This window comes from Streptomyces sp. NPDC002276, assembly GCF_053891435.1.
This window is the reverse complement of the sequence record NZ_JBSFCQ010000016.1, coordinates 37,759-60,313: the sequence shown is the minus strand read 5'-3', so window position 1 is coordinate 60,313 and position 22,555 is coordinate 37,759. Positions and strand designations below refer to the sequence as shown.

Genomic DNA, 22,555 nt, shown 5'->3' with positions numbered 1-22,555 from the left:
GGATCGCGGTCTCTGATGGGTCACCGCTTCACGAGACAGTCGGCGGGCGCCATGTTCGCGGCCGTCGCCGCGTTCCTGCTCACTCGCGACGCCACGTTCGGCTACTTCCGGCACGCGCTGCCCTACTGGGCGTACCGGGCCACGACACTCACCGGCCTCGCCGCGGCTGCCGTCGCCTACGGCCTCGCCACGCTCTGGCTCCGCCGCCTGCCCTGACCGGTCGCACGCGTCGACTGCGCCGCCGACCTCACGCGTCCCCGCGAGGCTTGCGCCGGGCCCGCTTCGCTTCCTTCTCCGCCTGCTTCAGGGCCGCCCGCTGCTCCCGCTCCGCCGCACGGGACGCCTCCTCCGCCGCCTTCTCCTCGGCGCTGTCCCGCAACAGTTCGGCGACCGTGAAGCGGCAGCCGAGGCCGTTCAGGTCACCGTCGTTGACCAGCAGGAAGCCCTCACCGGTCCGGAACAGCCGGGACCTCCGGGGGTTCGACAGAAACCGCGGCTCATGGGAGCGGGCGAGCACCTCCAGGCGGGACAGGGCCTCCTCGCGGGTGCCGTCGAAGTGCTCCAGCACCGTCGCCGTATAGCTGTGGTTGTAGACCCCGCGCGTCTCTTCGACGATCAGACCCCACCGCTGCGACATCGAGCCCCCGTCCCTGCTGTGCGGAAGTCCCTGGAAACGATCAGGGCCAGGCGGAGGAGCGATCCTCCGGCCTGGCCCTGAGATGCATGGAGCGGGCGACGGGAATCGAACCCGCGTAGCTAGTTTGGAAGACTAGTGCTCTACCATTGAGCTACGCCCGCACATGACGCACCGCAGGTCAGACGACCGCGGCACAGAAGGCATCGTAGCGGGTCGGGTGCCCTCGGCGCACACCGCCTTTTCCGTGCCCCGCCCTTCGACTCGCCCCGTACCCCGGCGCTCGTGAAATGCGGCGGCTCCACTGCCTGCGGCCATGTACCCTACGTGTCGCACCAGACGGGGTGTGGCGCAGCTTGGTAGCGCGTCCGCTTTGGGAGCGGAAGGCCGTGGGTTCAAATCCCGCCACCCCGACCACCTGCCGGACCTTCGGGACCGGTACCACACCAGTACCTCGCGCGATCGCCTTTTGGGGCGTCCAGCCGCTGCGGCTACTATGCAAGCTGCGCGCCCGTGTGTCTCTCACACTCTGAAGTCCTCCGGGCGACCAGAAACCGCCGGACCTGTCTGGGTCCGCAACCCAAGAAGTCAGCCCCCAAGGAGACCGAACCGTGAAGAGCGCCGTGGAGACCCTGAACCCGACCCGGGTTCGGCTCAGCATCGAGGTGCCCTTCGAGGAGCTCAAGGACAGCCTCGACGCGGCGTACAAGAAGATCAACCAGCAGGTCACGGTGAAGGGCTTCCGGAAGGGCAAGATCCCGGCGCGCGTCATCGACCAGCGGTTCGGCCGCGGTGCGGTCCTGGAGGAGGCCGTCAACGACGCGCTTCCGAAGTTCTACACCGAGGCGGTCAACGAGGCCGAGCTCAACGTCCTGGGCCAGCCCGAGGTCGACATCACGGACCTGAAGGACGGCGAGACGCTGAACTTCACCGCCGAGGTCGACATCCGCCCGGCCATCGAGATCCCGGACTACTCGGGCATCGAGGTCGAGGTCGACGCCGTCGAGGTCAGCGAAGAGGACATCGACAAGTCCGTCGAGCAGCTCCGCGAGCGCTTCGCCTCGACCTCCCCGGTCGAGCGTGCCGCCGTCGACGGTGACGTCGTCACCCTCGACCTGGAGGCCAAGGTCGACGGCGAGGTCCTGGAGGACGGGGTCGCCGAGGGCGTCTCGTACACCATCGGCTCCGGCGAGCTTCTCGACGGCATCGACGAGGCCGTGACCGGCCTGGAGGCCGGTGGCGAGGCCACCTTCGCCTCCGAGCTCAAGGGCGGCTCCGCGGCCGGCCAGGAGGCCCAGGTCACCGTCAAGGTGAGCCAGGTCGCCGCCCGCGAACTGCCCGCGCTGGACGACGAGTTCGCCCAGCTCGCCTCCGAGTTCGACACTCTGGAGGAGCTGCGCGCCGACAGCCGCAAGCGCCTTGAGAACATGAAGCAGTACGACCAGGCCACGCAGGCCCAGGAGCGCGTCCTGGACAAGCTGCTGGAGCTTGTCGAGGTGCCCGTCCCCGAGAAGCTCCTTGAGGACGAGATCAACACCCGCAAGCACAACCTGGAGCACCACCAGCTCGGTCAGATGGGCCTCGACCTGGAGAAGTACCTGGAGATCCAGGGCAAGACGGCCGAGGAGTTCGACGCCGAGACCAAGGAAGCCGCGGTCAAGGGCATCAAGACGCAGTTCGTCCTCGACGAGCTGGTCAACAAGGAGAAGCTGAACGTCAACCAGGAGGAGCTCACCGAGCACCTCATGCGGCGCGCGGCCTCCTCCGGCATGTCCCCCGACCAGTTCGCCCAGGCGGTCGTCGAGGGCAACCAGGTTCAGCTCCTGGTCGGCGAGGTGGCCCGCGGCAAGGCCCTGGCCGTCGTGGTCGAGGCCGCCACGGTGAAGGACACCAACGGCGAGATCGTCGACCTGGACGACGAGGACGAGGACGAGACGGCCACGGAGACGGTCGAGACCGTCGAGGCCGTCGAGGCCGCCGCCGAGGAGCCCGCCGAGGAGCCCACCAAGGCGTAAGCAGGCACACAGGGGCCCCGGGGACATCGCTCCCCGGGGCCCCTGCCCTTACCCGGGTCTCACCGGCCGTCCTTACCCGGGGTCTCACCAGCGCCGCACATGCGCTCACAGCGAACAGTTCCCTTTGCGGGATTCTCCGAAGGGACCCGCGCGTTAGGGTCCATGAATACGAGGGCAGGGGAGTCCCCGTTGCCCCCGGCAGTACACGTGAGACGGCCCGGCGCCGTCGTAAAGACGAGCAGGTGGATACGTGACGAATCTGATGCCTACAGCCGCCGGCGAGCCCTCTTTCGGTGGCCTCGGCGACCAGGTCTACAACCGACTGCTCGGTGAGCGGATCATCTTCCTCGGCCAGGCGGTCGACGACGACATCGCGAACAAGATCACCGCACAGCTCCTCCTCCTTGCCTCCGACCCGGAGAAGGACATCTTTCTGTACATCAACAGCCCCGGTGGTTCGATCACGGCGGGCATGGCGATCTACGACACCATGCAGTACATCAAGAACGACGTGGTGACCATCGCCATGGGCATGGCGGCCTCGATGGGCCAGTTCCTGCTCAGCGCGGGCACCCCCGGCAAGCGCTTCGCGCTGCCGAACGCCGAGATCCTGATCCACCAGCCCTCCGCCGGCCTCGCCGGTTCCGCGTCGGACATCAAGATCCACGCCGAGCGGCTGCTGCACACCAAGCGGCGCATGGCGGAGCTGACCTCCTTCCACACCGGCCAGACGGTCGAGCAGGTCACCCGCGACTCGGACCGCGACCGCTGGTTCGACCCGATCGAGGCCAAGGAGTACGGCCTCATCGACGACATCATGCCCACGGCCGCAGGTATGCCGGGCGGCGGCGGCACCGGGGCAGCCTGAGGCCCCAGGACAGCCCCCAGCCGACCGCCACAGCCCCCAGGAGAGAGACAGTGAACAACTTCCCCGGCAACGGCCTGTACGACCACGCACGCGCCGAATACACGGCCCCCGCCGCCGAGTCCCGTTACGTGATCCCGCGCTTCGTGGAGCGCACCTCGCAGGGCGTCCGTGAGTACGACCCGTACGCGAAGCTCTTCGAGGAGCGCGTGATCTTCCTCGGCGTCCAGATCGACGACGCGTCCGCCAACGACGTCATGGCGCAGCTGCTGTGCCTGGAGTCGATGGACCCCGACCGCGACATTTCGATCTACATCAACAGCCCCGGCGGCTCCTTCACGGCGCTGACCGCGATCTACGACACGATGCAGTTCGTGAAGCCGGACGTCCAGACCGTCTGCATGGGCCAGGCCGCTTCCGCCGCCGCCGTCCTGCTGGCCGCCGGTACGCCGGGCAAGCGCATGGCGCTGCCGAACGCGCGCGTGCTGATCCACCAGCCCTACAGCGAGACGGGCCGGGGTCAGGTCTCCGACCTGGAGATCGCGGCCAACGAGATCCTCCGCATGCGTGGTCAGCTGGAGGACATGCTGGCCAAGCACTCGACCACGCCGCTCGAAAAGATCCGCGAGGACATCGAGCGCGACAAGATCCTCACGGCCGAGGACGCCCTGGCGTACGGCCTGATCGACCAGATCATCTCCACCCGGAAGATGAACAACGCCGACGTCCGCTGACGCGGACCCTGTATCGTCCACCACCCCTCGGCACGGTCCACGTGGAAGTGAACCGTGCCAAGGGGGGCCCGAACGGGGGGCCCGGCAAGGTACCGTCGGACATAAGGCAGCACCAGGAGTCGCTGTACCCAGGCGGCTCCCAGGCGAAGGGGAAGCACACCGTGGCACGCATCGGTGACGGCGGCGATCTGCTCAAGTGCTCGTTCTGCGGCAAGAGCCAGAAGCAGGTCAAGAAGCTCATCGCAGGGCCCGGTGTGTACATCTGCGACGAGTGCATCGACCTCTGCAACGAGATCATCGAGGAAGAACTCGCGGAGACGAGCGAGGTGCGCTGGGAGGAACTCCCCAAGCCCCGCGAGATCTACGAGTTCCTTGAGGGTTACGTCGTCGGCCAGGAGTCGGCGAAGAAGGCACTCTCGGTCGCGGTGTACAACCACTACAAGCGCGTCCAGGCCGGTGAGAACGGCGGCGGCCAGAGCCGCGAGGACGCCATCGAGCTGGCGAAGTCCAACATCCTGCTGCTCGGCCCCACGGGCTCGGGCAAGACCCTCCTCGCCCAGACCCTGGCCCGCATGCTGAACGTGCCGTTCGCGATCGCCGACGCGACCGCGCTCACGGAGGCGGGCTACGTCGGCGAGGACGTCGAGAACATCCTGCTGAAGCTCATCCAGGCCGCTGACTACGACGTCAAGAAGGCCGAGACGGGCATCATCTACATCGACGAGATCGACAAGGTGGCTCGCAAGAGCGAGAACCCCTCGATCACCCGCGACGTCTCCGGCGAGGGCGTCCAGCAGGCCCTGTTGAAGATCCTGGAGGGCACCACCGCCTCGGTCCCGCCGCAGGGCGGCCGCAAACACCCCCACCAGGAGTTCATCCAGATCGACACGACGAACGTCCTGTTCATCGTGGGCGGCGCCTTCTCGGGCCTGGAGAAGCTCATCGAGTCCAGGGCCGGCGCCAAGGGCATCGGTTTCGGGGCGACGATCCGCTCGAAGCGGGAGTTGCAGGCCAAGGACCAGTTCGAGGACGTCATGCCCGAGGACCTGGTCAAGTTCGGCATGATCCCCGAGTTCATCGGCCGCCTCCCCGTCATCACCTCGGTCCACAACCTGGACCGCGAGGCCCTGCTCCAGATCCTCATCGAGCCGCGCAACGCACTGGTGAAGCAGTACCAGCGCCTCTTCGAACTCGACGGTGTGGAGCTGGACTTCGAGCGCGAGGCCCTCGAAGCCATCGCCGACCAGGCCATCCTCCGCCAGACCGGCGCGCGCGGCCTGCGCGCCATCATGGAGGAAGTCCTCCAGGGCGTCATGTACGAGGTCCCGTCCCGCAAGGACGTGGCCCGCGTCGTCATCACCGCGGACGTCGTCCTCTCGAACGTCAACCCGACCCTCATCCCGCGCGACGCGCGCGGCCGGGGCCCGGGCGAGCAGAAGACGGCGTAGCGACAACCCGTTCTACGGCGAAGGGGCCCCGGTCAGTCCAACTGACCGGGGCCCCTTCGTGGTTGGGCGGGTTGTCAGGCCTTGACGCGGACGTCGTCGCGGAGTTTCGCGGCGAGGGACGCCGTGCTCTCGACGGTGCCGCCGTTGCCCGCGGCGAGTTCGGCGATCCCGAACGCGCTGACGACGGCGACGGTGCTGTGGTCACCCCAGATGCACATCGGCATCTTGATGGTCTTCGCGGCGCCCGCGCCGGTGCTCGACGTGTCGGTGTTCTGGATCTCGGCGATCTGGCACTTCATGATGCCGTTGGAGAAGCCCGCGGGAGTGACCTTCTCCGGGCTGCCGATCATCTTGCCCTCGGTGGTCTTGTCCGTCTCGGACTCCGTCTTGACCTTGGCGAACATGGCGTCCACGACGGCCTCCGGGTCGTCGATCGTGCCGTACACACCGTCGAAGGAAAGGGACTTCTGGGACAGGCCCGTGCCGTTCTCGTAGCCGGCGCCGACCTCCACCGGGTTCTTCACGCCCCACTTCTCGAAGTCGGCCTTGTCGTCCTTGGTCAGCGAGTCCTCGGAGTCGGCGCTGCCGGACTTCTTGTACGTCCCGCTGAGGACCGTCGCCGGAGCCGTCAGCTTGTGCGCCCCGTCGTCGGCGACACCGCCGTTTCCGCCGCCGCCACCGATCACGAAGTACGCCCCGACCGCGACGGCGGCCACGACCGCCACCGCGCCGATGATCAGCCCCGTCTTCTTCTTCCCGCCACCGGGCGCCGGGGGCTGCGGAACGCCGTACGGCGGCTGCCCGTAAGGCGGTTGCTGACCGTAGGGCTGCTGCCCGTAGGGGTCCGGCTGCGGCGGGACGCCCTGCGGGGGCTGCTGCGGGTAGCCGTAACCGGGCTGGGCGGGCGGTTGCTGGGGGTAGCCGTAGCCGGGCTGAGGGGCGCCCTGCGGCGCCTGCTGCGGAGGCGGACCGTAGGGACCCGGCTGACCGTACGGCCCGGGCTGCTGAGGCTGCCCGTCGTACGGGCCCGGCTGGTTGTAGCTCATTCTGGGTTCCCCTCCAGATACTTATGTGTTCCCGACATCCTGGCTCAGTCACAGGAACCACACGGCATCGGGGGCCGCACCGTTACAGAACAAACGCGTTTCGGGACACCCCCGCGACACCCCTAAACTGGCTCCGTGACCGAGAACGCTCAGCAGCAGCCATCAGCGCCCGACTCCGAACTGCCGACCCAGTACGCGCCGGCCGACGTAGAGGGGCCGCTGTACGAGCGCTGGGTGGAGCGGGGTTACTTCGAGGCGGACGCGAAGAGCGAGAAGCCGCCGTACACGATCGTCATCCCGCCGCCGAACGTCACCGGCAGCCTGCACCTCGGGCACGCCTTCCAGCACACGCTGATGGACGCGCTGACCCGTCGTAAGCGCATGCAGGGTTTCGAGTCGCTGTGGCTGCCCGGCATGGACCACGCGGGCATCGCCACGCAGAACGTCGTCGAGCGCGAGCTCGGCAAGGAGGGCAAGTCCCGCCACGACCTGGGCCGTGAGGCCTTCGTCGAGCGCGTCTGGCAGTGGAAGGACGAGTACGGCGGCAGGATCCTCGGCCAGATGCGCCGCCTCGGCGACGGCGTCGACTGGACCCGCGAGCGCTTCACCATGGACGAGGGCCTCTCCCAGGCCGTCCAGACCATCTTCAAGCGGCTCTACGACGACGAGTTGATCTACCGCGCCGAGCGCATCATCAACTGGTGCCCGCGCTGTCTCACCGCGATCTCCGACATCGAGGTCGAGTACCAGGACGACGACGGCGAGCTCGTCTCCATGAAGTACGGCGAGGGGGACGACACCATCGTCGTCGCCACGACCCGCGCCGAGACGATGCTCGGCGACACCGCCGTCGCCGTCCACCCCGACGACGAGCGCTACAAGCACCTCGTCGGCCGGCACATCAAGCTGCCGCTCACCGACCGCACCATCCCGGTCGTCGCGGACACGCACGTCGACCCGGAGTTCGGCACCGGCGCCGTCAAGGTGACACCGGCCCACGACCCGAACGACTTCGCCATCGGCCAGCGGCACGACCTGGAGTCGCTGACCGTCATGGACGAGCGCGGTGTCATCACCGTCCACGGCCCCTTCGAGGGCCTGGACCGTTTCGAGGCCCGTTCCGCGATCGTCGCCGCGCTCCGTGCCGACGGCCGGATCGTCGCCGAGAAGCGGCCCTACGTCCACTCCGTCGGCCACTGCTCCCGCTGCAAGACGACCATCGAGCCGCGCCTCTCCATGCAGTGGTGGGTCAAGGTCGCCCCCCTCGCGAAGGCGGCCGGCGACGCGGTCCGCGACGGCCGCGTCAAGATCCACCCCCAGGAGATGGAGAAGCGCTACTTCGACTGGGTCGACAACCTCCACGACTGGTGCATCTCACGGCAGTTGTGGTGGGGACACCGCATCCCGGTCTGGTACGGCCCGGAGGGCGAGGTCGTCTGCGTCGGACCCGACGACGAGCCGCCGACCGGCGAGGGCTGGACGCAGGACTCCGACGTCCTGGACACCTGGTTCTCCTCCGGCCTGTGGCCCTTCTCGACCCTCGGCTGGCCCGAACAGACCCCGGATCTCAAGAAGTTCTATCCGACCGACGTCCTGCTCACCGGCCACGACATCATCTTCTTCTGGGTCGCCCGGATGATGATGTTCGGCCTGTACGCGATGGACGGCGAAGTCCCCTTCAAGACCATCGCGTTGACGGGTCTGGTCCGCGACCAGTTCGGCAAGAAGATGTCCAAGTCCTCGGGCACGGCGGTCGATCCGCTGGACTGGATGAACGCGTACGGCTCCGACGCCGTCCGCTTCACCCTGGCCCGCGGCGCCAACCCCGGTACGGACGTGCCGATCGGCGAGGACTGGGTCCAGGCCTCCCGGAACTTCGCCAACAAGATCTGGAACGCCACCCGCTTCGCGCTCATGAACGGCGCGACGATCGAGGGCGAACTCCCGCCCGCCGAGCGGCTGTCGGCCACGGACCGCTGGATCCTCTCCCGGCTCAACAAGACGGTCTCCCAAGTCGACGCGCTCTACGACGACTTCCAGTTCGCCAAGCTCTCCGACGCGCTCTACCACTTCGCGTGGGACGAAGTCTTCGACTGGTACGTCGAGTTGTCGAAGACCACGTTCATGGCGGGCGGCGAGCCCGCGAAGGTCTCCGGCCGCGTTCTCGGTGAAGTCCTCGACGTCACCCTGAAGTTGCTGCACCCGATCGTCCCGTTCGTCACGGAGACCCTCTGGACGACCCTCACGGGCGGCGAGTCGATCGTCGTCGCGGACTGGCCGAAGGACTCGGGCTTCCGCGACGAGGCCGCCGAGCGCGAGATCGAGACCATCCAGCAGGTCATCACCGAGGTCCGCCGCTTCCGCGCCGACCAGGGCCTCCAGCCCGGCCAGCGCGTCCCGGCCCGCCTCACGCTGACCGGCACGGCCCTCGCCCCGCACGAGGCCGCCATCCGCCAGCTCCTCCGCCTCCAGCCGGAGGGCGACGCCTTCGCGGCGACGGCCACCCTCCCGGTCGGTGGCGCCACGGTCGCCCTCGACCTCTCCGGCACGATCGACGTGGCGGCGGAGCGGAAGCGCCTGGCCAAGGACCTGGCCGCCGCGGAGAAGGAGAAGGCCCAGGCGACGGCCAAGCTCGGCAACGAGGCGTTCCTGGCCAAGGCCCCGGACAACGTGGTCGACAAGATCCGCGGCCGCCTGTCCAAGGCCGACGAGGACATCGACCGCATCAAGGCCCAGCTGGACGGCTTGCCTCCGCAGTAGCCCACCAGGGGCGCGGGGCAGTGCTCGATTTGCGGCTACCGCCGCGTGAGCGCGACCAGCCACAACGTTCCCCGCGCCCGCCAACCAGGACCAGCCACGCCCATCCTTCGGCGCACCCCTAAACTGGCCCTGTGACTGACAGCGACCCGTTCGACGAGATCATCGAGGCCGAGACAGACCGCGACCCCGACCTCGCGGTCATCGAGGCCGGCAGCCGAACCCTCCGTACCCAGGGCACCGGCGCCCCGCAGGCCGACGTACCCGGTCGCCCCGAAGACCCCCGGCTGGACGCCGCCCTCCGCGAGGTGGAGGCAGAGCTGGCCACCCGCTGGGGCGAGACCAAGCTGGAGCCCTCGGTCACCCGTATCGCCGCGCTGATGGACGTCCTGGGGGACCCGCAGCGCTCGTACCCCTCGATCCACATCACGGGGACCAACGGCAAGACCTCCACGGCCCGCATGATCGAGGCCCTCCTCGGCGCCTTCGAACTCCGCACCGGCCGCTACACCTCGCCCCACGTCCAGTCGATCACCGAGCGCATCAGCCTCGACGGCGCCCCGATCTCCGCCGAGCGGTTCATCGAGACGTACAACGACATCAAGCCGTACGTCGAAATGGTGGACGCACAGCAGGAGTTCAGGCTGTCGTTCTTCGAGGTGCTGACGGGGATGGCGTACGCCGCGTTCGCGGACGCGCCCGTCGATGTGGCCGTGGTCGAGGTGGGGATGGGCGGCACCTGGGACGCCACCAACGTCATCGACGCCGATGTCGCCGTCGTCACCCCGATCGATCTCGACCACACCGACCGCCTCGGCGGGACGACCGGTGAGATCGCCACCGAGAAGGCCGGCATCGTCAAGCAGGACGCGACCGTGATCCTGGCGCAGCAGCCGGTGGACGCGGCGCAGGTGCTGCTGAAGAAGGCCGTCGAAGTCGATGCGACCGTGGCCCGGGAGGGTCTCGAATTCGGGGTCGTGTCGCGGCATGTCGCCGTCGGCGGACAGCTGATCAACCTGCGCGGGCTCGGCGGCGAGTACGAGGAGATCTACCTCCCGCTGCACGGGCCGTACCAGGCGCACAACGCGGCCGTCGCCCTGGCGGCCGTAGAAGCGTTCTTCGGGGTCGGGGCCCAGCGGCCCGATCCGCTCTCGATCGACACCGTGCGGAAGGCCTTCGCGTCCGTCACCTCGCCGGGGCGGCTGGAGGTGGTGCGGCGGTCGCCGACCGTCGTGCTGGACGCGGCGCACAACCCCGCGGGCGCCCGTGCGACCGCCGAGGCCGTGGCCGAGGCCTTCGACTTCAGTCGGCTGATCGGAGTCGTCGGGGCCAGCGGGGACAAGAACGTGCGCGGGCTGCTCGAAGCCTTCGAGCCGATGTTCGCCGAGGTCGTCGTCACGCAGAACTCCAGTCACCGCGCGATGGACGTGGACGACCTGGCCGCGATCGCCGTCGAGGTGTTCGGCGACGAGCGCGTGCAGGTCGAGCCGCGGTTGCCGGACGCGCTGGAGGCGGCGATCACGCTGGCCGAGGAGGACGGCGAGTTCGCGGGCGGCGGTGTGCTGGTCACCGGTTCCGTCATCACCGTGGGTGAGGCCCGACTGCTTCTCGTGAGGGGCTGAGTTTCCGTGCGTACGCTCTGTTCTTCGACTCTGCTCGGCGAGTTCTTCGTGATCGGGTTCGCCGGTCTGGTCGCCATGAAGGACCCGGATCTGACCACGTCCACGGTGTGGACGGTGTGCGGGATCGCGATGTTCCTGTCGGTCGCGCTGTGCGGCGTGGTGACCCGGCCGGCCGGCATCGCGCTCGGCTGGGCGCTCCAGATCGCGCTGATCGCGGCGGGCTTCGTGGTCCCGTCGATGTTCTTCCTCGGAGTGATCTTCGCGGCTCTGTGGTGGGCGTCGGTGCACTACGGCCGGAAGATCGACGAGGCGAAGGCACGGTTCGCGGCACAGGCCGTGCAGGCCGACCCCACTACACCTGACGCTGCGTAACGGGCGCATGGACACGCCCTGTAGCCTCGGGTTTGTTGTGAGCCGACCCGCACCATCATGATCAGAAGGAGTCCCGTCGTGACCCAGCGCACCCTCGTCCTGCTCAAGCCCGACGCCGTACGTCGTGGCCTGACCGGCGAGATCATCAGCCGCATCGAGCGCAAGGACGGCTGGCAGATCACCGCGCTGGAGCTGCGCACCCTGGACCAGGACACCCTGGAACAGCACTACGGCGAGCACAAGGGCAAGCCCTTCTACGAGCCGCTCGTGGAGTTCATGGCCTCCGGCCCGGTCGTCGCCCTGATCGTCGAGGGCGAGCGGGTCATCGAGGGCGTACGCGGGCTGGCCGGTCCGACGGACCCGATCGCCGCCGCGCCGGGCTCGATCCGCGGGGACTTCGGTGTCATCGTGCGGGAGAACCTGATCCACGCCTCGGACTCGGAGGAGTCCGCCGAACGCGAGGTGAAGATCTTCTTCCCGGGGCGTTCCTGAATCTCCATCAGTAACCCACATGCCTGACCAGGGACGGCCGCGATTTTCCGGCCGTCTCTTGGCATATGCGTGCCGATCGGGGGAACGAGTGCCCCCGTTGGGCCGTCTCCACAAGCGAGGCGGTGCCTCACATGCTGACAATGGCGAAGACCCTCGCGCAGTGTTCGTGATGGCGCGTCTACGATGGAAGCCTTCACGTCACTGCACCCACTTCGCCGACCTGAAAAGCCCTCAAAAGCTCCCGGGAAGGCCAGACGAATCCTGATGGGGAACTCAATGTCGTTCATCGGCCGTGACATGGCTGTCGACCTCGGGACCGCCAACACGCTGGTGTACGTCAGGGGTCGCGGGATCGTACTCAACGAGCCGTCCGTCGTCGCGATCAACACCAACACCGGTGGCATTCTCGCGGTCGGCTCCGAAGCCAAGAAGATGATCGGGCGGACACCGGGCAACATCGTTGCCGTGCGTCCGCTGAAGGACGGTGTCATCGCCGACTTCGAGATCACCGAGCGCATGCTCCGCTACTTCATCCTGAAGATCCACAAGCGGCGCTATCTGGCCCGTCCCCGTGTCGTCGTCTGTGTGCCCTCGGGCATCACGGGCGTCGAGCGCCGTGCCGTCATCGAGGCGTCGTCCCAGGCCGGGGCGCGCCAGGTGCACATCATCGAGGAGCCCATGGCCGCGGCCATCGGTTCCGGCCTGCCGGTCCACGAGGCGACGGGCAACATGGTGGTGGACATCGGCGGCGGCACCACGGAGGTCGCGGTCATCTCGCTCGGTGGCATCGTCACCGCCCAGTCCATCCGCGTCGCGGGCGACGAGTTGGACAACGCGATCATCCAGCACATCAAGAAGGAGTACTCGCTCCTTCTGGGTGAGCGGACGGCTGAGCAGATCAAGATCACGATCGGTTCCGCTTATGACCTCGACGACGACCAGCACACCGAAATCCGCGGCCGGGACCTGGTCTCCGGCCTGCCCAAGACCGTCGTCATCTCCGCCGGCGAAGTCCGCAAGGCGATCGAAGAGCCCGTCAACGCGATCGTCGACGCGGTGAAGACGACCCTCGACAAGTGCCCGCCGGAGCTGTCCGGCGACATCATGGACCGCGGAATCGTTCTGACCGGCGGCGGAGCCCTGCTGAAGGGTCTCGACGAGCGGCTGCGCCGGGAGACCGGAATGCCGATCCACATCGCCGAGGACCCGCTGGACAGCGTGGCGCTCGGCTCCGGCAAATGCGTCGAGGAGTTCGAGGCGCTCCAGCAGGTTCTGGACGCCCAGCCGCGCAGATGACGTAACGCTTCGATTCCGCCGTACGGGATGATCTCTTCTCGTGCGGCGGATCGTTGATACGGAGGCATAGGCTCCGTCATGGGCCTCCATTCACATCTGACGGGCCCTCGTACACACCCGCACACCCGCACATCTGCATATCCGAACCTCCGCACATTTCTATGAGGAAGGCACGGCCGCCGCACGTGAGGGACACACGAGAGAGCCGGCTGCTCCTGGTGCTGCTGATCGCCGTCGCGTTCGCGTTGATCACGGTGGACATCCGGGGAGGGCAGGACTCGCCGGTCGAGGGTGCCCGCCGGGCCGCGGCCACCGTGTTCGGCCCGATCGAGAACGGCGTGTCGTCCGCCGTGAACCCGGTGGGCGACGCGATCTCCGCGGTCCGCGACTCCGGTGAGCGGCACGACCGGCTCGCGCTCCTGGAGAAGGAGAACGCGGCTCTCAAGGCGAAGCTCGGCAGCGACGACCGCAACCGCAGCCGCCTCAACCAGCTCGACAAGATGATGAAGGTGGCCGGCGAGGGCCAGTACGGCATCAAGGGCGCCCAGGTCATCGCCATAGGAGCCGCGCAGAGCTTCTCCTGGACGATCACCATCGACGTCGGCGCCAACGACGGCATCAAGCGCGACATGACCGTACTGAACGGGGATGGGCTGGTCGGGCGCGTCACGACCGTCGGGCCGGACGCCTCGACCGTCCTGCTCGCCAACGACCCCGACTTCACCGTCGGCACCCGCATGGAGGGCAACGACGAACTCGGCTTCGCCTCCGGTGAGGGCGACGGCCCGCTGCGCGTCGAACTCCTCAACGGCAAGGCGGAGGTGCAGAAGGGCGACCGTCTGGTCACCTTCGGCTCGCAGGCCGACAAGCCGTTCGTGCCCGGTGTCCCGGTCGGTGTCGTCTCCCGCGTCGACCCCTCCGGCGGCGGCCTGACCCGCACGCTCTACGTCACGCCGTACGTCAACTTCACCAAGCTCGACATCGTCGGCGTGGTCGTGGAGGCCCCGAAGAAGGACCCGCGCGACACGGTCCTGCCGGCGAAGCCCAAGCCGACCCCGATCCCGACGGTGACCGTCACGGTCACCCCGTCCGCGAACGCGCCGGTCGACGGCCAGCAACAGCAGTAGGAGCTAGGAGCCCTTCCCCATGCGTGTCAACCGGATCCTGCTCTCCGTGCCGCTGGTCGTCGTCGCCATGGTGATCCAGGTGAGCGTCCTCGCCCGCCTCCACCTCCCGGGCGCCGTCCCCGACCTGCTCCTCCTCACGGTCCTCGGCCTCGCCATGGTCTACGGCCATGTCACCGGCGCCCTCATCGGCTTCGGCGCGGGCCTGCTCGCCGACCTCGCCCCGCCCGCCGACCACGCGGCCGGCCGCTACGCCCTCGTGCTCTGCGTGATCGGCTACCTCGCGGGCCTCGCGAAGCCGGAGAACGGCCGCCTCAAGTCGGCGACCGGCCCGATGGCCGTCGTGGTCGCCGCCGCGATCGGCTCCACCCTCCTCTACGCCGGTGTCGGCGCCCTGGTCGGCGACACCGCCGCCCGCCATGTCGGCCTGCCCAGCCTGCTGTTCACGGCCGCCCTGTACGACCTGCTGCTCGCCCCGTTCATCGTCCCCGGTGTCATGGCGCTGGCCCGCCGCGCCGACAACGACCCCCTCGCGGAGACGAACGCCGCCAAGTCGGCCGACATCTCCTCGGGTTGGCTCTCCTCCGGCACCGGCCTGAAGATCGGCGGCCAGCGCGGCGGCCTGCGGATGAAGACGGCTCGCGCGCGGGTGGCCCGGGCCGGGCGCATCAAGGGGGTCAAGCGGCTTTGAGGGCCCGGGAGTTGGCGTCACGGGAGTCGGCGTACGGCCACACAGGTAGGTCGTATATGACTCATACACACACCGAGAGGGGGAGGCAGCACCAATGACCAACATCCCGGAGACCGGACGGACTCCACGGGTTCAGATCAGGCTCGTCGTCATCCAGATCCTCGTCCTCTCCCTCCTCGGCACCCTCGGTGGGCGCCTCTGGTACCTCCAGATCCGTGAGGGCGCCGCCTACCAGAAGGAAGCGTCCGGCAACCACGTCCAGCAGGTCGTCGACCCCGCGGTGCGCGGTTCGATACTGGACGCGCGCGGTGTGCCCCTCGCGGACAACGAGACCCGGCTGGTGGTCTCCGCCTCCCGCACCGACCTGCTGAAGCAGGCCGACGACGGCAAGGCCGTCCTCACCAAGCTGGCGGGCGTGCTGGGTCTGAAGCCCGAGGACGTCATCCAGAAGGTCCGGCTGTGTGACGCGAAGACCCCGCAGCCGTGCTGGAACGGCTCGCCGTACCAGCCGATCCCGATCACCGACGAGGCCACCGCCAAGCAGGCCCTCCAGATCCGGGAGCGCTCCGAGGACTTCCCCGGCATCACCGCCGAGCCCGAGGCCGTCCGCCGTTACGCGGCCCCCGGCGACGCCAACGCGGCCCAGGTCCTCGGCTATCTCTCGCCGGTCACCGACGACGAGATCACCCAGGCCAAGGACTCCGACTCGCCGTATCTGCGCTCGGACCAGGTCGGCCGCTCGGGCCTTGAGCGCCAGTACGACAAGGAACTGCGCGGCAAGGCCGGCGTCACCCGCTACGAGGTCGACAACCTCGGGCGCGTGATCGGCAAGGCCAAGTCCGATGCCCCGGAGCCCGGTTCGAACCTCGTCACGAGCATCGACGCCCGGGTGCAGCGGGTCGCCGAGTACCAGCTCGACAAGGCGATGAAGACCGCCCGCGAGCAGTTCGACAAGATCACCGGCGAGAACTACAAGGCCGACTCCGGTGCCGTCGTCGTGATGGAGGCCAAGACCGGCCGGATCGTCGCGATGGCGTCCGCGCCGACGTACGACCCGAACGTCTGGGTCGGTGGCATCTCCGCCAAGGACTACAAGAAGCTCACCGGCAAGAACTCCGACTACCCACTGCTGAATCGGGCCATACAGGGTCAGTCGGCGCCCGGTTCGACGTTCAAGGTGGTCTCCACGGCCGCCGCGGTCGAGGCCGGCTACACGTGGGACGGCGGCTACCCGTGCACGAGTTCGTACTCGGTGGGCGGCCAGGTCTTCAAGAACTTCGAGGGCGAGAACTTCGGCCCCATCTCGCTGGGCCGCGCGCTTGAGGTCTCCTGCGACACGGTCTTCTACGGTCTCGCCGACGCCCAGTGGAAGAAGGACGGCGGCATCAACCCGAAGAAGGGCGAGCCGAAGGACTACTTCTACAAGGCGGCCCACCAGTTCGGCCTCGGCAAGACCACCGGCGTCGACCTCCCGAACGAGGTCACCGGCCGCATCCCGGACCGCAAGTGGAAGCAGGAGACCTACGAGGCCAACAAGGCCTACTGGTGCAAGACCGGCAAGAAGGGCGGCACGTACGTCCAGCAGATCGCGTACGAGAACTGCCTCGAAGGCAACAAGATGCGTGAGGGCGACTCGATCAACTACTCCATCGGCCAGGGCGACACCCTCGTCACGCCGATCCAGGAGGCCATGATCTACGGCGCCCTCGCCAACGGCGGCACCGAGTACGTCCCGACCATCGGCAAGGCGATCGTCAGCGCCGACGGCAAGACGGTCCAGGAGATCAAGCCCCAGGTGAAGGCCAAGCTGCCGATCAGCGCGGCCACGCACAAGGGCATCGACAAGGCCCTCGCGGGCGTGGTCACCAGCGGTACCGCCGCCTGGAAGTTCCAGGGCTGGCCCCAGGACAAGATCACGCTGCACGCCAAGACGGGTACGGCCGAGGTCTACGGCAAGCAGACCACCTCCTGGTTCGCCACGTACACCAAGGACTACACGGTCGTCATGACGATCGCCCAGGCCGGTACCGGTTCGGGCGCCTCCGGTGAGGCCGTGCGCAACATCTACAACGCGATGTACGGCGTCCAGGCCGACGGCTCCATCGACAAGAAGAAGGCGCTGCTGCCCACCCCGCAGACCAGCCTCCCGAAGGTCCGCGCCGACGGCACGATCGCCTCCCCGAAGATCACCGCCGACCCGGCCAAGGAGCTGGAGAAGCAGCAGGAGAAGGCGACCCAGGGCGGGGTCACGGCCACGGACGATACCCAGCCGCCCGCCACCTCGCCCTCACCGACCACCACCAACAGCAACACCCGCAGGCGCCCGCGCAGAAGGGGAAGCCGGAGGATGCTCACATGACCGGCAACAGCTTCTCCGTTTCCGGATACGGCCCCGAGCGGGCCGGCTGGACCCGGGTCTTCGCCCGTGACTCGCTGGCCCGCCGCCTGGACTGGCCGATACTGCTCTCGGCGATCGGGCTGTCCCTGATCGGCTCGGTGCTGGTCTTCTCGGCGACCCGCAACCGCACCGAGATCAACCAGGGCGACGAGTACTACTTCCTGATCCGGCACCTGATGAACACCGGCATCGGCATCGCCCTGATGATCGCCGTCATCTGGGTCGGCCACCGCACCCTGCGCGTCGTCGTCCCGTTCCTGTACGGCGCCTCGGTGTTCGGCATCCTGCTGGTGCTCACCCCGCTGGGCTCCACGGTCAACGGCGCGCACTCCTGGATCGTGCTCGGCGGCGGCTTCTCGCTCCAGCCCTCGGAGTTCGTGAAGATCACGATCATCCTGGGCATGGCGATGGTGCTGGCCGCCCGGGTCGATGCGGGCGACAAGCCCTACCCCGACCACCGCACGGTCCTCCAGGCCCTGGGCCTGGCCTCCGTCCCGATGATGATCGTCATGCTGATGCCCGACCTCGGGTCGGTCATGGTCATGGTCATCATCGTGCTCGGTGTGCTGCTGGCCTCCGGCGCCTCCAACCGCTGGATCTTCGGTCTGCTCGGCGCGGGCGCGATCGGCGCGATCGCGGTCTGGCAGCTGCACATCCTGGACGAGTATCAGATCGCCCGCTTCGCCGCCTTCGCCAACCCGAGCCTCGACCCGGCGGGCGTCGGCTACAACACCAACCAGGCCCGCATCGCGATCGGATCGGGTGGCCTCACGGGTGCGGGCCTGTTCCACGGCTCGCAGACGACCGGGCAATTCGTCCCCGAACAGCAGACCGACTTCGTCTTCACGGTCGCGGGCGAGGAGTTGGGCTTCGTCGGCGCGGGCCTGATCCTCGTCCTCCTGGGCGTGGTCCTGTGGCGCGCCTGCCGCATCGCCCGCGACTCGACCGAGCTCTACGGCACGATCGTCGCCGCCGGAATCGTCGCCTGGTTCGCCTTCCAGGCCTTCGAGAACGTCGGTATGACCCTCGGCATCATGCCCGTCACCGGCCTGCCCCTGCCCTTCGTGTCCTACGGCGGAACGTCGATGTTCGCGGTGTGGATCGCGGTGGGGCTGCTCCAGTCGATCAGGGTCCAGCGCCCCATGTCGGCGTAGCCCTCGCCTTCGTGCGGGCGTTACCTGCGGATTCGCTAGGGTTTCCCTGGGGTTCATTTGGGACGCCCCCTGCCATCCCGGCTCGTCAGCAACTAGATTCGGTTCATGGCGGACACAAAGCGCGAGATCGAGCGTAAGTACGAGTCCGACGAGAGCGGTCTGCCCGACCTGACCGGCGTCGCCGGGGTCGAGACCGTCATCGACAAGGGCGTCGCGAACCTGGACGCCGTCTACTACGACACGGCCGACGAGCGCCTGGCCGAGGCCTCGATGACGCTGCGCCGCCGCACCGGCGGTTCGGACGCGGGCTGGCACCTGAAGGTGCCGGTCGCGCCCGGGGTCCGCGACGAGATCCGCGAGCCGCTCTCCGACACCGTGCCGCGCAGCCTCGCCGGGCTGGTCCGCTCCCGGGTCCGCGAGGCCGAACTGCTGCCCGTGGTCCGGCTCCGCTCCGACCGTGACGTACGCCACCTCGTGGACGCGGCCGGCGCGCTGCTCGCCGAGGTCAGCGTGGACGCCGTACACGCCGAACGCCTCGCCGACGGCGGCGGCACCGCGCAGTGGACCGAGATCGAGGTCGAGCTGGCGGACGACGGCGACCCGGCCTTCCTCGACAAGGTGGAGAAGCGGTTGCGCAAGGCGGGCGTACGACCGTCGTCGTCCGCGTCGAAGCTGGCGCGGGCGCTGGCGGAGACCGCTCCGAAGCAGTCGAAGCAGTCGAAGCAGCCGAAGAAGCGCAAGGCGCCCCCGGCCCCCGAGGAACCCCTGACCGCGGGCGACCACGTCCTCGCCTACGTCCGCGAGCAGCGCGACACGATCCTCGAACTCGACCCCGCCGTACGGCAGGACGCCTACGACTCCGTGCACCGCATGCGGGTCGCCACCCGCCGGCTGCGCAGCACGTTCCGCTCCTACGGCAAGGTCCTCGACCGTACGGTCACCGACCCGGTCGGCGAGGAACTGAAGTGGCTGGCAAGCGAGTTGGGCGTGGACCGCGATCGGGAAGTGATGACCGAGCGCCTGACCGAGGTCCTCGGTGAACTGCCCCGCACGCTTGTCTCCGGCCCGATCCGCACCCGGATGCGGACCTGGGCCAACGCCCGGCGCGGAGGCTCGCGCCGACGGCTCATCGGCGTCCTGGACTCCAAGCGGTATCTCGCGCTGCTCGACACCCTGGACGCGCTGGTGGCCGAGCCGCCCCTGCTGCCGGACGCGGCCGGCACACCGGAGAAGGTGATCGGCAAGGCCGTAGGCAAGGACTTCGGGAAGGTCTCGGCGCTCGTCGAGGAGGCGATCGGGGCCCCGCCCGGCGCGGACCGCGACCTCGCGCTGCACGAGGCCCGCAAGAAGGCGAAGCGGACGCGTTATGCGGCGGAGGCGGCGACTCCGGCCCTCGGTGCCCCGGCCCGCGCGCTCGCCAAGTCCATGAAGTCGCTGACCAGTCTGCTCGGCGATCATCAGGACAGTGTCATGGTCCGCGAGACCCTGCGCGAGCTGTCCGCGGTGGCGCACGCGGCGGGGGAGAGCTCGTTCACGTACGGCGTGCTGTACGGGCGGGAGGAGCAGCGGGCGGCGGCGGTGGAGGCCGCGCTGCCCGAGGAGTGGCAGGCGATCGTGGCGGAGGGGGCCGTGCGGGGCTGACGGCCGGGGCGCACGGGTTACGGGTGAGGTCCGGGATCGCGTTAGTCTGGATGGTCACCCGTCCGTTCAGTACCGCTCACGAAGGTTCGCGAGATGCCTGCCGAAGTCGCTGCGGCCGCAGAGTCCGTGTTTCCGCAGCTCGAAGCCCTGCTCCCGCAGGTGCAGAAGCCGATCCAGTACGTCGGAGGCGAACTCAACTCCACGGTCAAGCCGTGGGAGTCGTGCGACGTCCGCTGGGCGCTGATGTACCCGGACGCGTACGAGGTCGGCCTGCCCAACCAGGGCGTCATGATCCTCTACGAGGTGCTGAACGAGCAGGAGGGCGTCCTCGCCGAGCGCACGTACAGCGTGTGGCCGGACCTGGAGGCGCTGATGCGGGAGCACCGCGTCCCGCAGTTCACGGTCGACAGCCACCGCCCGGTCGGCGCCTTCGACGTGTTCGGCCTGTCCTTCTCCACCGAACTCGGCTACACGAACATGCTGACGGCCCTGGACCTGGCGGGCATCCCGCTGGAGTCCCGCGATCGTGGGTTGGACGATCCGATCGTGCTGGCCGGCGGCCATGCCGCGTTCAACCCCGAGCCGATCGCGGACTTCATCGACGCGGTGATCATCGGCGACGGCGAACAGGCCGTCCTCGACATGACGAAGATCATCCGCACCTGGAAGGCGGAGGGCCGCCCGGGCGGGCGCGAGGAGGTCCTCTTCCGCCTGGCGAAGACGGGCTCGGTGTACATCCCGGCGTTCTACGACGTCGAGTACCTGCCGGACGCCCGTATCGCGCGCGTGGTCCCCAATAAGTCGGGCGTCCCCTGGCGCGTGTCGAAGCACACCGTCATGGACCTCGACGAATGGCCGTACCCGAAGCAGCCCCTAGTCCCCCTCGCGGAGACGGTCCATGAGCGCATGTCGGTGGAGATCTTCCGCGGCTGTACGCGCGGCTGCCGCTTCTGCCAGGCGGGCATGATCACGCGCCCGGTGCGCGAGCGGTCGATCACGGGCATCGGCGAGATGGTCGAGAAGGGCCTGAAGGCCACGGGCTTCGAGGAGGTGGGCCTGCTGTCGCTGTCGTCGGCCGACCACTCGGAGATCGGCGAGATCGCGAAGGGCCTGGCGGACCGGTACACGGAGGACAAGATCGGCCTGTCCCTCCCGTCGACCCGCGTGGACGCCTTCAACGTCGACCTGGCGAACGAACTGACGCGCAACGGCCGCCGCTCGGGCCTCACCTTCGCCCCGGAGGGCGGCTCGGAGCGCCTCCGCAAGGTCATCAACAAGATGGTGTCGGAGGAAGACCTCATCCGCACGGTCTCGACGGCGTACGGCAACGGCTGGCGCCAGGTGAAGCTGTACTTCATGTGCGGCCTCCCGACCGAGACCGACGAGGACGTCATGCAGATCGCCGACATGGCGACAAGGGTGATCGCCGAGGGCCGCAAGGTCTCCGGCCAGAACGACATCCGCTGCACGGTCTCGATCGGCGGCTTCGTCCCCAAGCCGCACACCCCGTTCCAGTGGGCCCCGCAGCTCTCGGCGGAGGAGACGGACGCCCGCCTGACGAAACTCCGGGACAAGATCCGCGCCGACAAGAAGTACGGCCGCTCGATCGGCTTCCGCTACCACGACGGCAAGCCGGGCATCGTCGAGGGCCTCCTCTCGCGCGGCGACCGCCGCATCGGCGCGGTCATCCGCGCGGTCTACGAGGACGGCGGCCGCTTCGACGGCTGGCGCGAGCACTTCTCCTACGAGCGCTGGATGCGCTGCGCCGAGAAGACGCTGCCGGCGTTCGGCGTGGACGTCGACTGGTACACCACCCGCGAGAAGACCTATGAGGAGGTCCTCCCCTGGGACCACCTGGACTCGGGCCTCGACAAGGACTGGCTCTGGGAGGACTGGCAGGACGCCCTCGACGAGACAGAGGTCGAGGACTGCCGGTGGACGCCTTGTTTCGACTGCGGGGTGTGTCCGCAGATGGACACGTCCATCCAGATCGGCCCCACGGGCAAGAAGCTGCTGCCGTTGACGGTGAAGCAGCCTGCGGGGACGGGTGGCGGGCACGCGCACTGAGGCGGGTGAAGCGAGTTCGGTGGCCTGTGTGGCTTGTGTGGTCTGTGTGGCTGGACGGGACCGTGTGAGTACGCAGAGTCAGTGTTTCTTGGAGATTGATTACTTGTAGCGATATTTATGGTATTGCCGCAAGTTGGCCACAGGGGACTCTAAGATGCCCCTGTGGGGTCTCCATTTGGCAAGGTTTTCACGCATGGCG

The 22,555-nt window shown here is 68.3% G+C and carries 18 protein-coding genes and 2 tRNA genes; 17 read left to right on the top strand and 3 right to left on the bottom strand.

All coding sequences use genetic code 11. The features are described 5' to 3' along the window. The first annotated feature begins 15 nt into the window (after window positions 1–15). Complete coding sequence (locus ACWIHT_RS33795; protein ID WP_456172114.1) at window positions 16–216, top strand: hypothetical protein; 201 nt, start codon at window positions 16–18, stop codon at window positions 214–216. A 31-nt stretch (window positions 217–247) separates the two neighbouring features. Here the strand turns inward: ACWIHT_RS33795 and ACWIHT_RS33790 are convergent, their stop codons facing one another. Both ACWIHT_RS33790 and ACWIHT_RS33785 read right to left on the bottom strand, forming a co-directional pair. After that, window positions 248–637 (bottom strand): hypothetical protein, encoded by a 390-nt coding sequence (locus tag ACWIHT_RS33790; RefSeq protein WP_456172113.1) that lies wholly within the window; start codon window positions 635–637, stop codon window positions 248–250. 87 nt (window positions 638–724) lie between these two features. Next, a tRNA-Gly gene (locus ACWIHT_RS33785) sits at window positions 725–798 on the bottom strand. A gap of 176 nt (window positions 799–974) precedes the next feature. Here ACWIHT_RS33785 and ACWIHT_RS33780 point away from each other — a divergent pair. From ACWIHT_RS33780 to clpX, 5 genes are all read left to right on the top strand, one after another. After that, a tRNA-Pro gene (locus ACWIHT_RS33780) sits at window positions 975–1,051 on the top strand. Window positions 1,052–1,245: 194 nt separating this feature from the next. Continuing rightward, window positions 1,246–2,649, top strand: coding sequence for a trigger factor (gene tig, locus ACWIHT_RS33775; RefSeq protein WP_456172112.1), 1,404 nt, complete (start codon window positions 1,246–1,248; stop codon window positions 2,647–2,649). Between the two features lie 262 nt (window positions 2,650–2,911). Continuing rightward, window positions 2,912–3,517, top strand: a complete 606-nt coding sequence (locus ACWIHT_RS33770) for an ATP-dependent Clp protease proteolytic subunit (protein WP_456172257.1) — start codon at window positions 2,912–2,914, stop codon at window positions 3,515–3,517. 50 nt (window positions 3,518–3,567) lie between these two features. After that, on the top strand, window positions 3,568–4,248 hold the full coding sequence (locus ACWIHT_RS33765; protein WP_307783226.1) for an ATP-dependent Clp protease proteolytic subunit: 681 nt from the start codon (window positions 3,568–3,570) through the stop codon (window positions 4,246–4,248). Between the two features lie 161 nt (window positions 4,249–4,409). After that, window positions 4,410–5,696: an ATP-dependent Clp protease ATP-binding subunit ClpX gene (gene clpX / locus ACWIHT_RS33760; protein WP_406459858.1), complete on the top strand. Its 1,287-nt coding sequence runs from the start codon at window positions 4,410–4,412 to the stop codon at window positions 5,694–5,696. A gap of 74 nt (window positions 5,697–5,770) precedes the next feature. On the opposite strand, the gene ACWIHT_RS33755 is transcribed toward clpX, so the two are convergent. Then, window positions 5,771–6,742, bottom strand: coding sequence for a hypothetical protein (locus ACWIHT_RS33755; protein ID WP_456172111.1), 972 nt, complete (start codon window positions 6,740–6,742; stop codon window positions 5,771–5,773). Between the two features lie 135 nt (window positions 6,743–6,877). Between ACWIHT_RS33755 and ACWIHT_RS33750 the strand changes: the two genes are divergently transcribed. The 11 genes from ACWIHT_RS33750 (at window position 6,878) to ACWIHT_RS33700 (ending at window position 22,356) form a co-directional block, all read left to right on the top strand. After that, complete coding sequence (locus ACWIHT_RS33750; protein ID WP_456172110.1) at window positions 6,878–9,502, top strand: valine--tRNA ligase; 2,625 nt, start codon at window positions 6,878–6,880, stop codon at window positions 9,500–9,502. Window positions 9,503–9,633: 131 nt separating this feature from the next. After that, window positions 9,634–11,121, top strand: a complete 1,488-nt coding sequence (gene folC / locus ACWIHT_RS33745; RefSeq protein ID WP_456172109.1) for a bifunctional tetrahydrofolate synthase/dihydrofolate synthase — start codon at window positions 9,634–9,636, stop codon at window positions 11,119–11,121. 6 nt (window positions 11,122–11,127) lie between these two features. After that, window positions 11,128–11,493 carry a DUF4233 domain-containing protein gene (locus ACWIHT_RS33740; protein WP_456172108.1) on the top strand — a complete coding sequence of 122 codons (366 nt, stop codon included), beginning with the start codon at window positions 11,128–11,130 and terminating at the stop codon, window positions 11,491–11,493. A gap of 78 nt (window positions 11,494–11,571) precedes the next feature. Beyond that, window positions 11,572–11,985, top strand: coding sequence for a nucleoside-diphosphate kinase (gene ndk / locus ACWIHT_RS33735; RefSeq protein WP_456172107.1), 414 nt, complete (start codon window positions 11,572–11,574; stop codon window positions 11,983–11,985). A gap of 276 nt (window positions 11,986–12,261) precedes the next feature. Next, a complete protein-coding gene (locus ACWIHT_RS33730; protein WP_019065566.1) occupies window positions 12,262–13,281 on the top strand; it encodes a rod shape-determining protein in 1,020 nt (339 codons plus the stop codon). Window positions 13,282–13,466: 185 nt separating this feature from the next. Beyond that, window positions 13,467–14,408, top strand: a complete 942-nt coding sequence (mreC, locus tag ACWIHT_RS33725; RefSeq protein ID WP_262058170.1) for a rod shape-determining protein MreC — start codon at window positions 13,467–13,469, stop codon at window positions 14,406–14,408. A gap of 19 nt (window positions 14,409–14,427) precedes the next feature. Beyond that, a complete protein-coding gene (gene mreD, locus ACWIHT_RS33720) occupies window positions 14,428–15,096 on the top strand; it encodes a rod shape-determining protein MreD (protein ID WP_431250442.1) in 669 nt (222 codons plus the stop codon). 94 nt (window positions 15,097–15,190) lie between these two features. Beyond that, window positions 15,191–17,455 carry a penicillin-binding protein 2 gene (mrdA, locus tag ACWIHT_RS33715; protein ID WP_456172106.1) on the top strand — a complete coding sequence of 755 codons (2,265 nt, stop codon included), beginning with the start codon at window positions 15,191–15,193 and terminating at the stop codon, window positions 17,453–17,455. Then, a complete protein-coding gene (rodA, locus tag ACWIHT_RS33710) occupies window positions 17,452–18,648 on the top strand; it encodes a rod shape-determining protein RodA (RefSeq protein WP_456172105.1) in 1,197 nt (398 codons plus the stop codon). Before mrdA ends, rodA begins: the two co-directional genes overlap by 4 nt. 105 nt (window positions 18,649–18,753) lie before the next feature. Then, window positions 18,754–20,289 carry a CYTH and CHAD domain-containing protein gene (locus tag ACWIHT_RS33705; RefSeq protein WP_456172104.1) on the top strand — a complete coding sequence of 512 codons (1,536 nt, stop codon included), beginning with the start codon at window positions 18,754–18,756 and terminating at the stop codon, window positions 20,287–20,289. 93 nt (window positions 20,290–20,382) lie between these two features. Further along, window positions 20,383–22,356 (top strand): TIGR03960 family B12-binding radical SAM protein, encoded by a 1,974-nt coding sequence (locus ACWIHT_RS33700; RefSeq protein ID WP_456172103.1) that lies wholly within the window; start codon window positions 20,383–20,385, stop codon window positions 22,354–22,356. Window positions 22,357–22,555: the final 199 nt, after the last annotated feature.

What these genes read in the sequence shown, in the direction of transcription:
- mrdA (WP_456172106.1), top strand. Translation starts at nt 15,191, where the DNA reads ATGACCAACATCCCGGAGACCGGACGGACTCCACGGGTTCAGATCAGG.
- rodA (WP_456172105.1), top strand. Translation starts at nt 17,452, where the DNA reads ATGACCGGCAACAGCTTCTCCGTTTCCGGATACGGCCCCGAGCGGGCC.
- ACWIHT_RS33730 (WP_019065566.1), top strand. Translation starts at nt 12,262, where the DNA reads ATGTCGTTCATCGGCCGTGACATGGCTGTCGACCTCGGGACCGCCAAC.
- ACWIHT_RS33755 (WP_456172111.1), bottom strand. Translation starts at nt 6,742, where the DNA reads ATGAGCTACAACCAGCCGGGCCCGTACGACGGGCAGCCTCAGCAGCCC.
- ACWIHT_RS33795 (WP_456172114.1), top strand. Translation starts at nt 16, where the DNA reads ATGGGTCACCGCTTCACGAGACAGTCGGCGGGCGCCATGTTCGCGGCC.
- ACWIHT_RS33770 (WP_456172257.1), top strand. Translation starts at nt 2,912, where the DNA reads ATGCCTACAGCCGCCGGCGAGCCCTCTTTCGGTGGCCTCGGCGACCAG.
- ACWIHT_RS33700 (WP_456172103.1), top strand. Translation starts at nt 20,383, where the DNA reads ATGCCTGCCGAAGTCGCTGCGGCCGCAGAGTCCGTGTTTCCGCAGCTC.
- ACWIHT_RS33705 (WP_456172104.1), top strand. Translation starts at nt 18,754, where the DNA reads ATGGCGGACACAAAGCGCGAGATCGAGCGTAAGTACGAGTCCGACGAG.
- ACWIHT_RS33790 (WP_456172113.1), bottom strand. Translation starts at nt 637, where the DNA reads ATGTCGCAGCGGTGGGGTCTGATCGTCGAAGAGACGCGCGGGGTCTAC.
- mreD (WP_431250442.1), top strand. Translation starts at nt 14,428, where the DNA reads ATGCGTGTCAACCGGATCCTGCTCTCCGTGCCGCTGGTCGTCGTCGCC.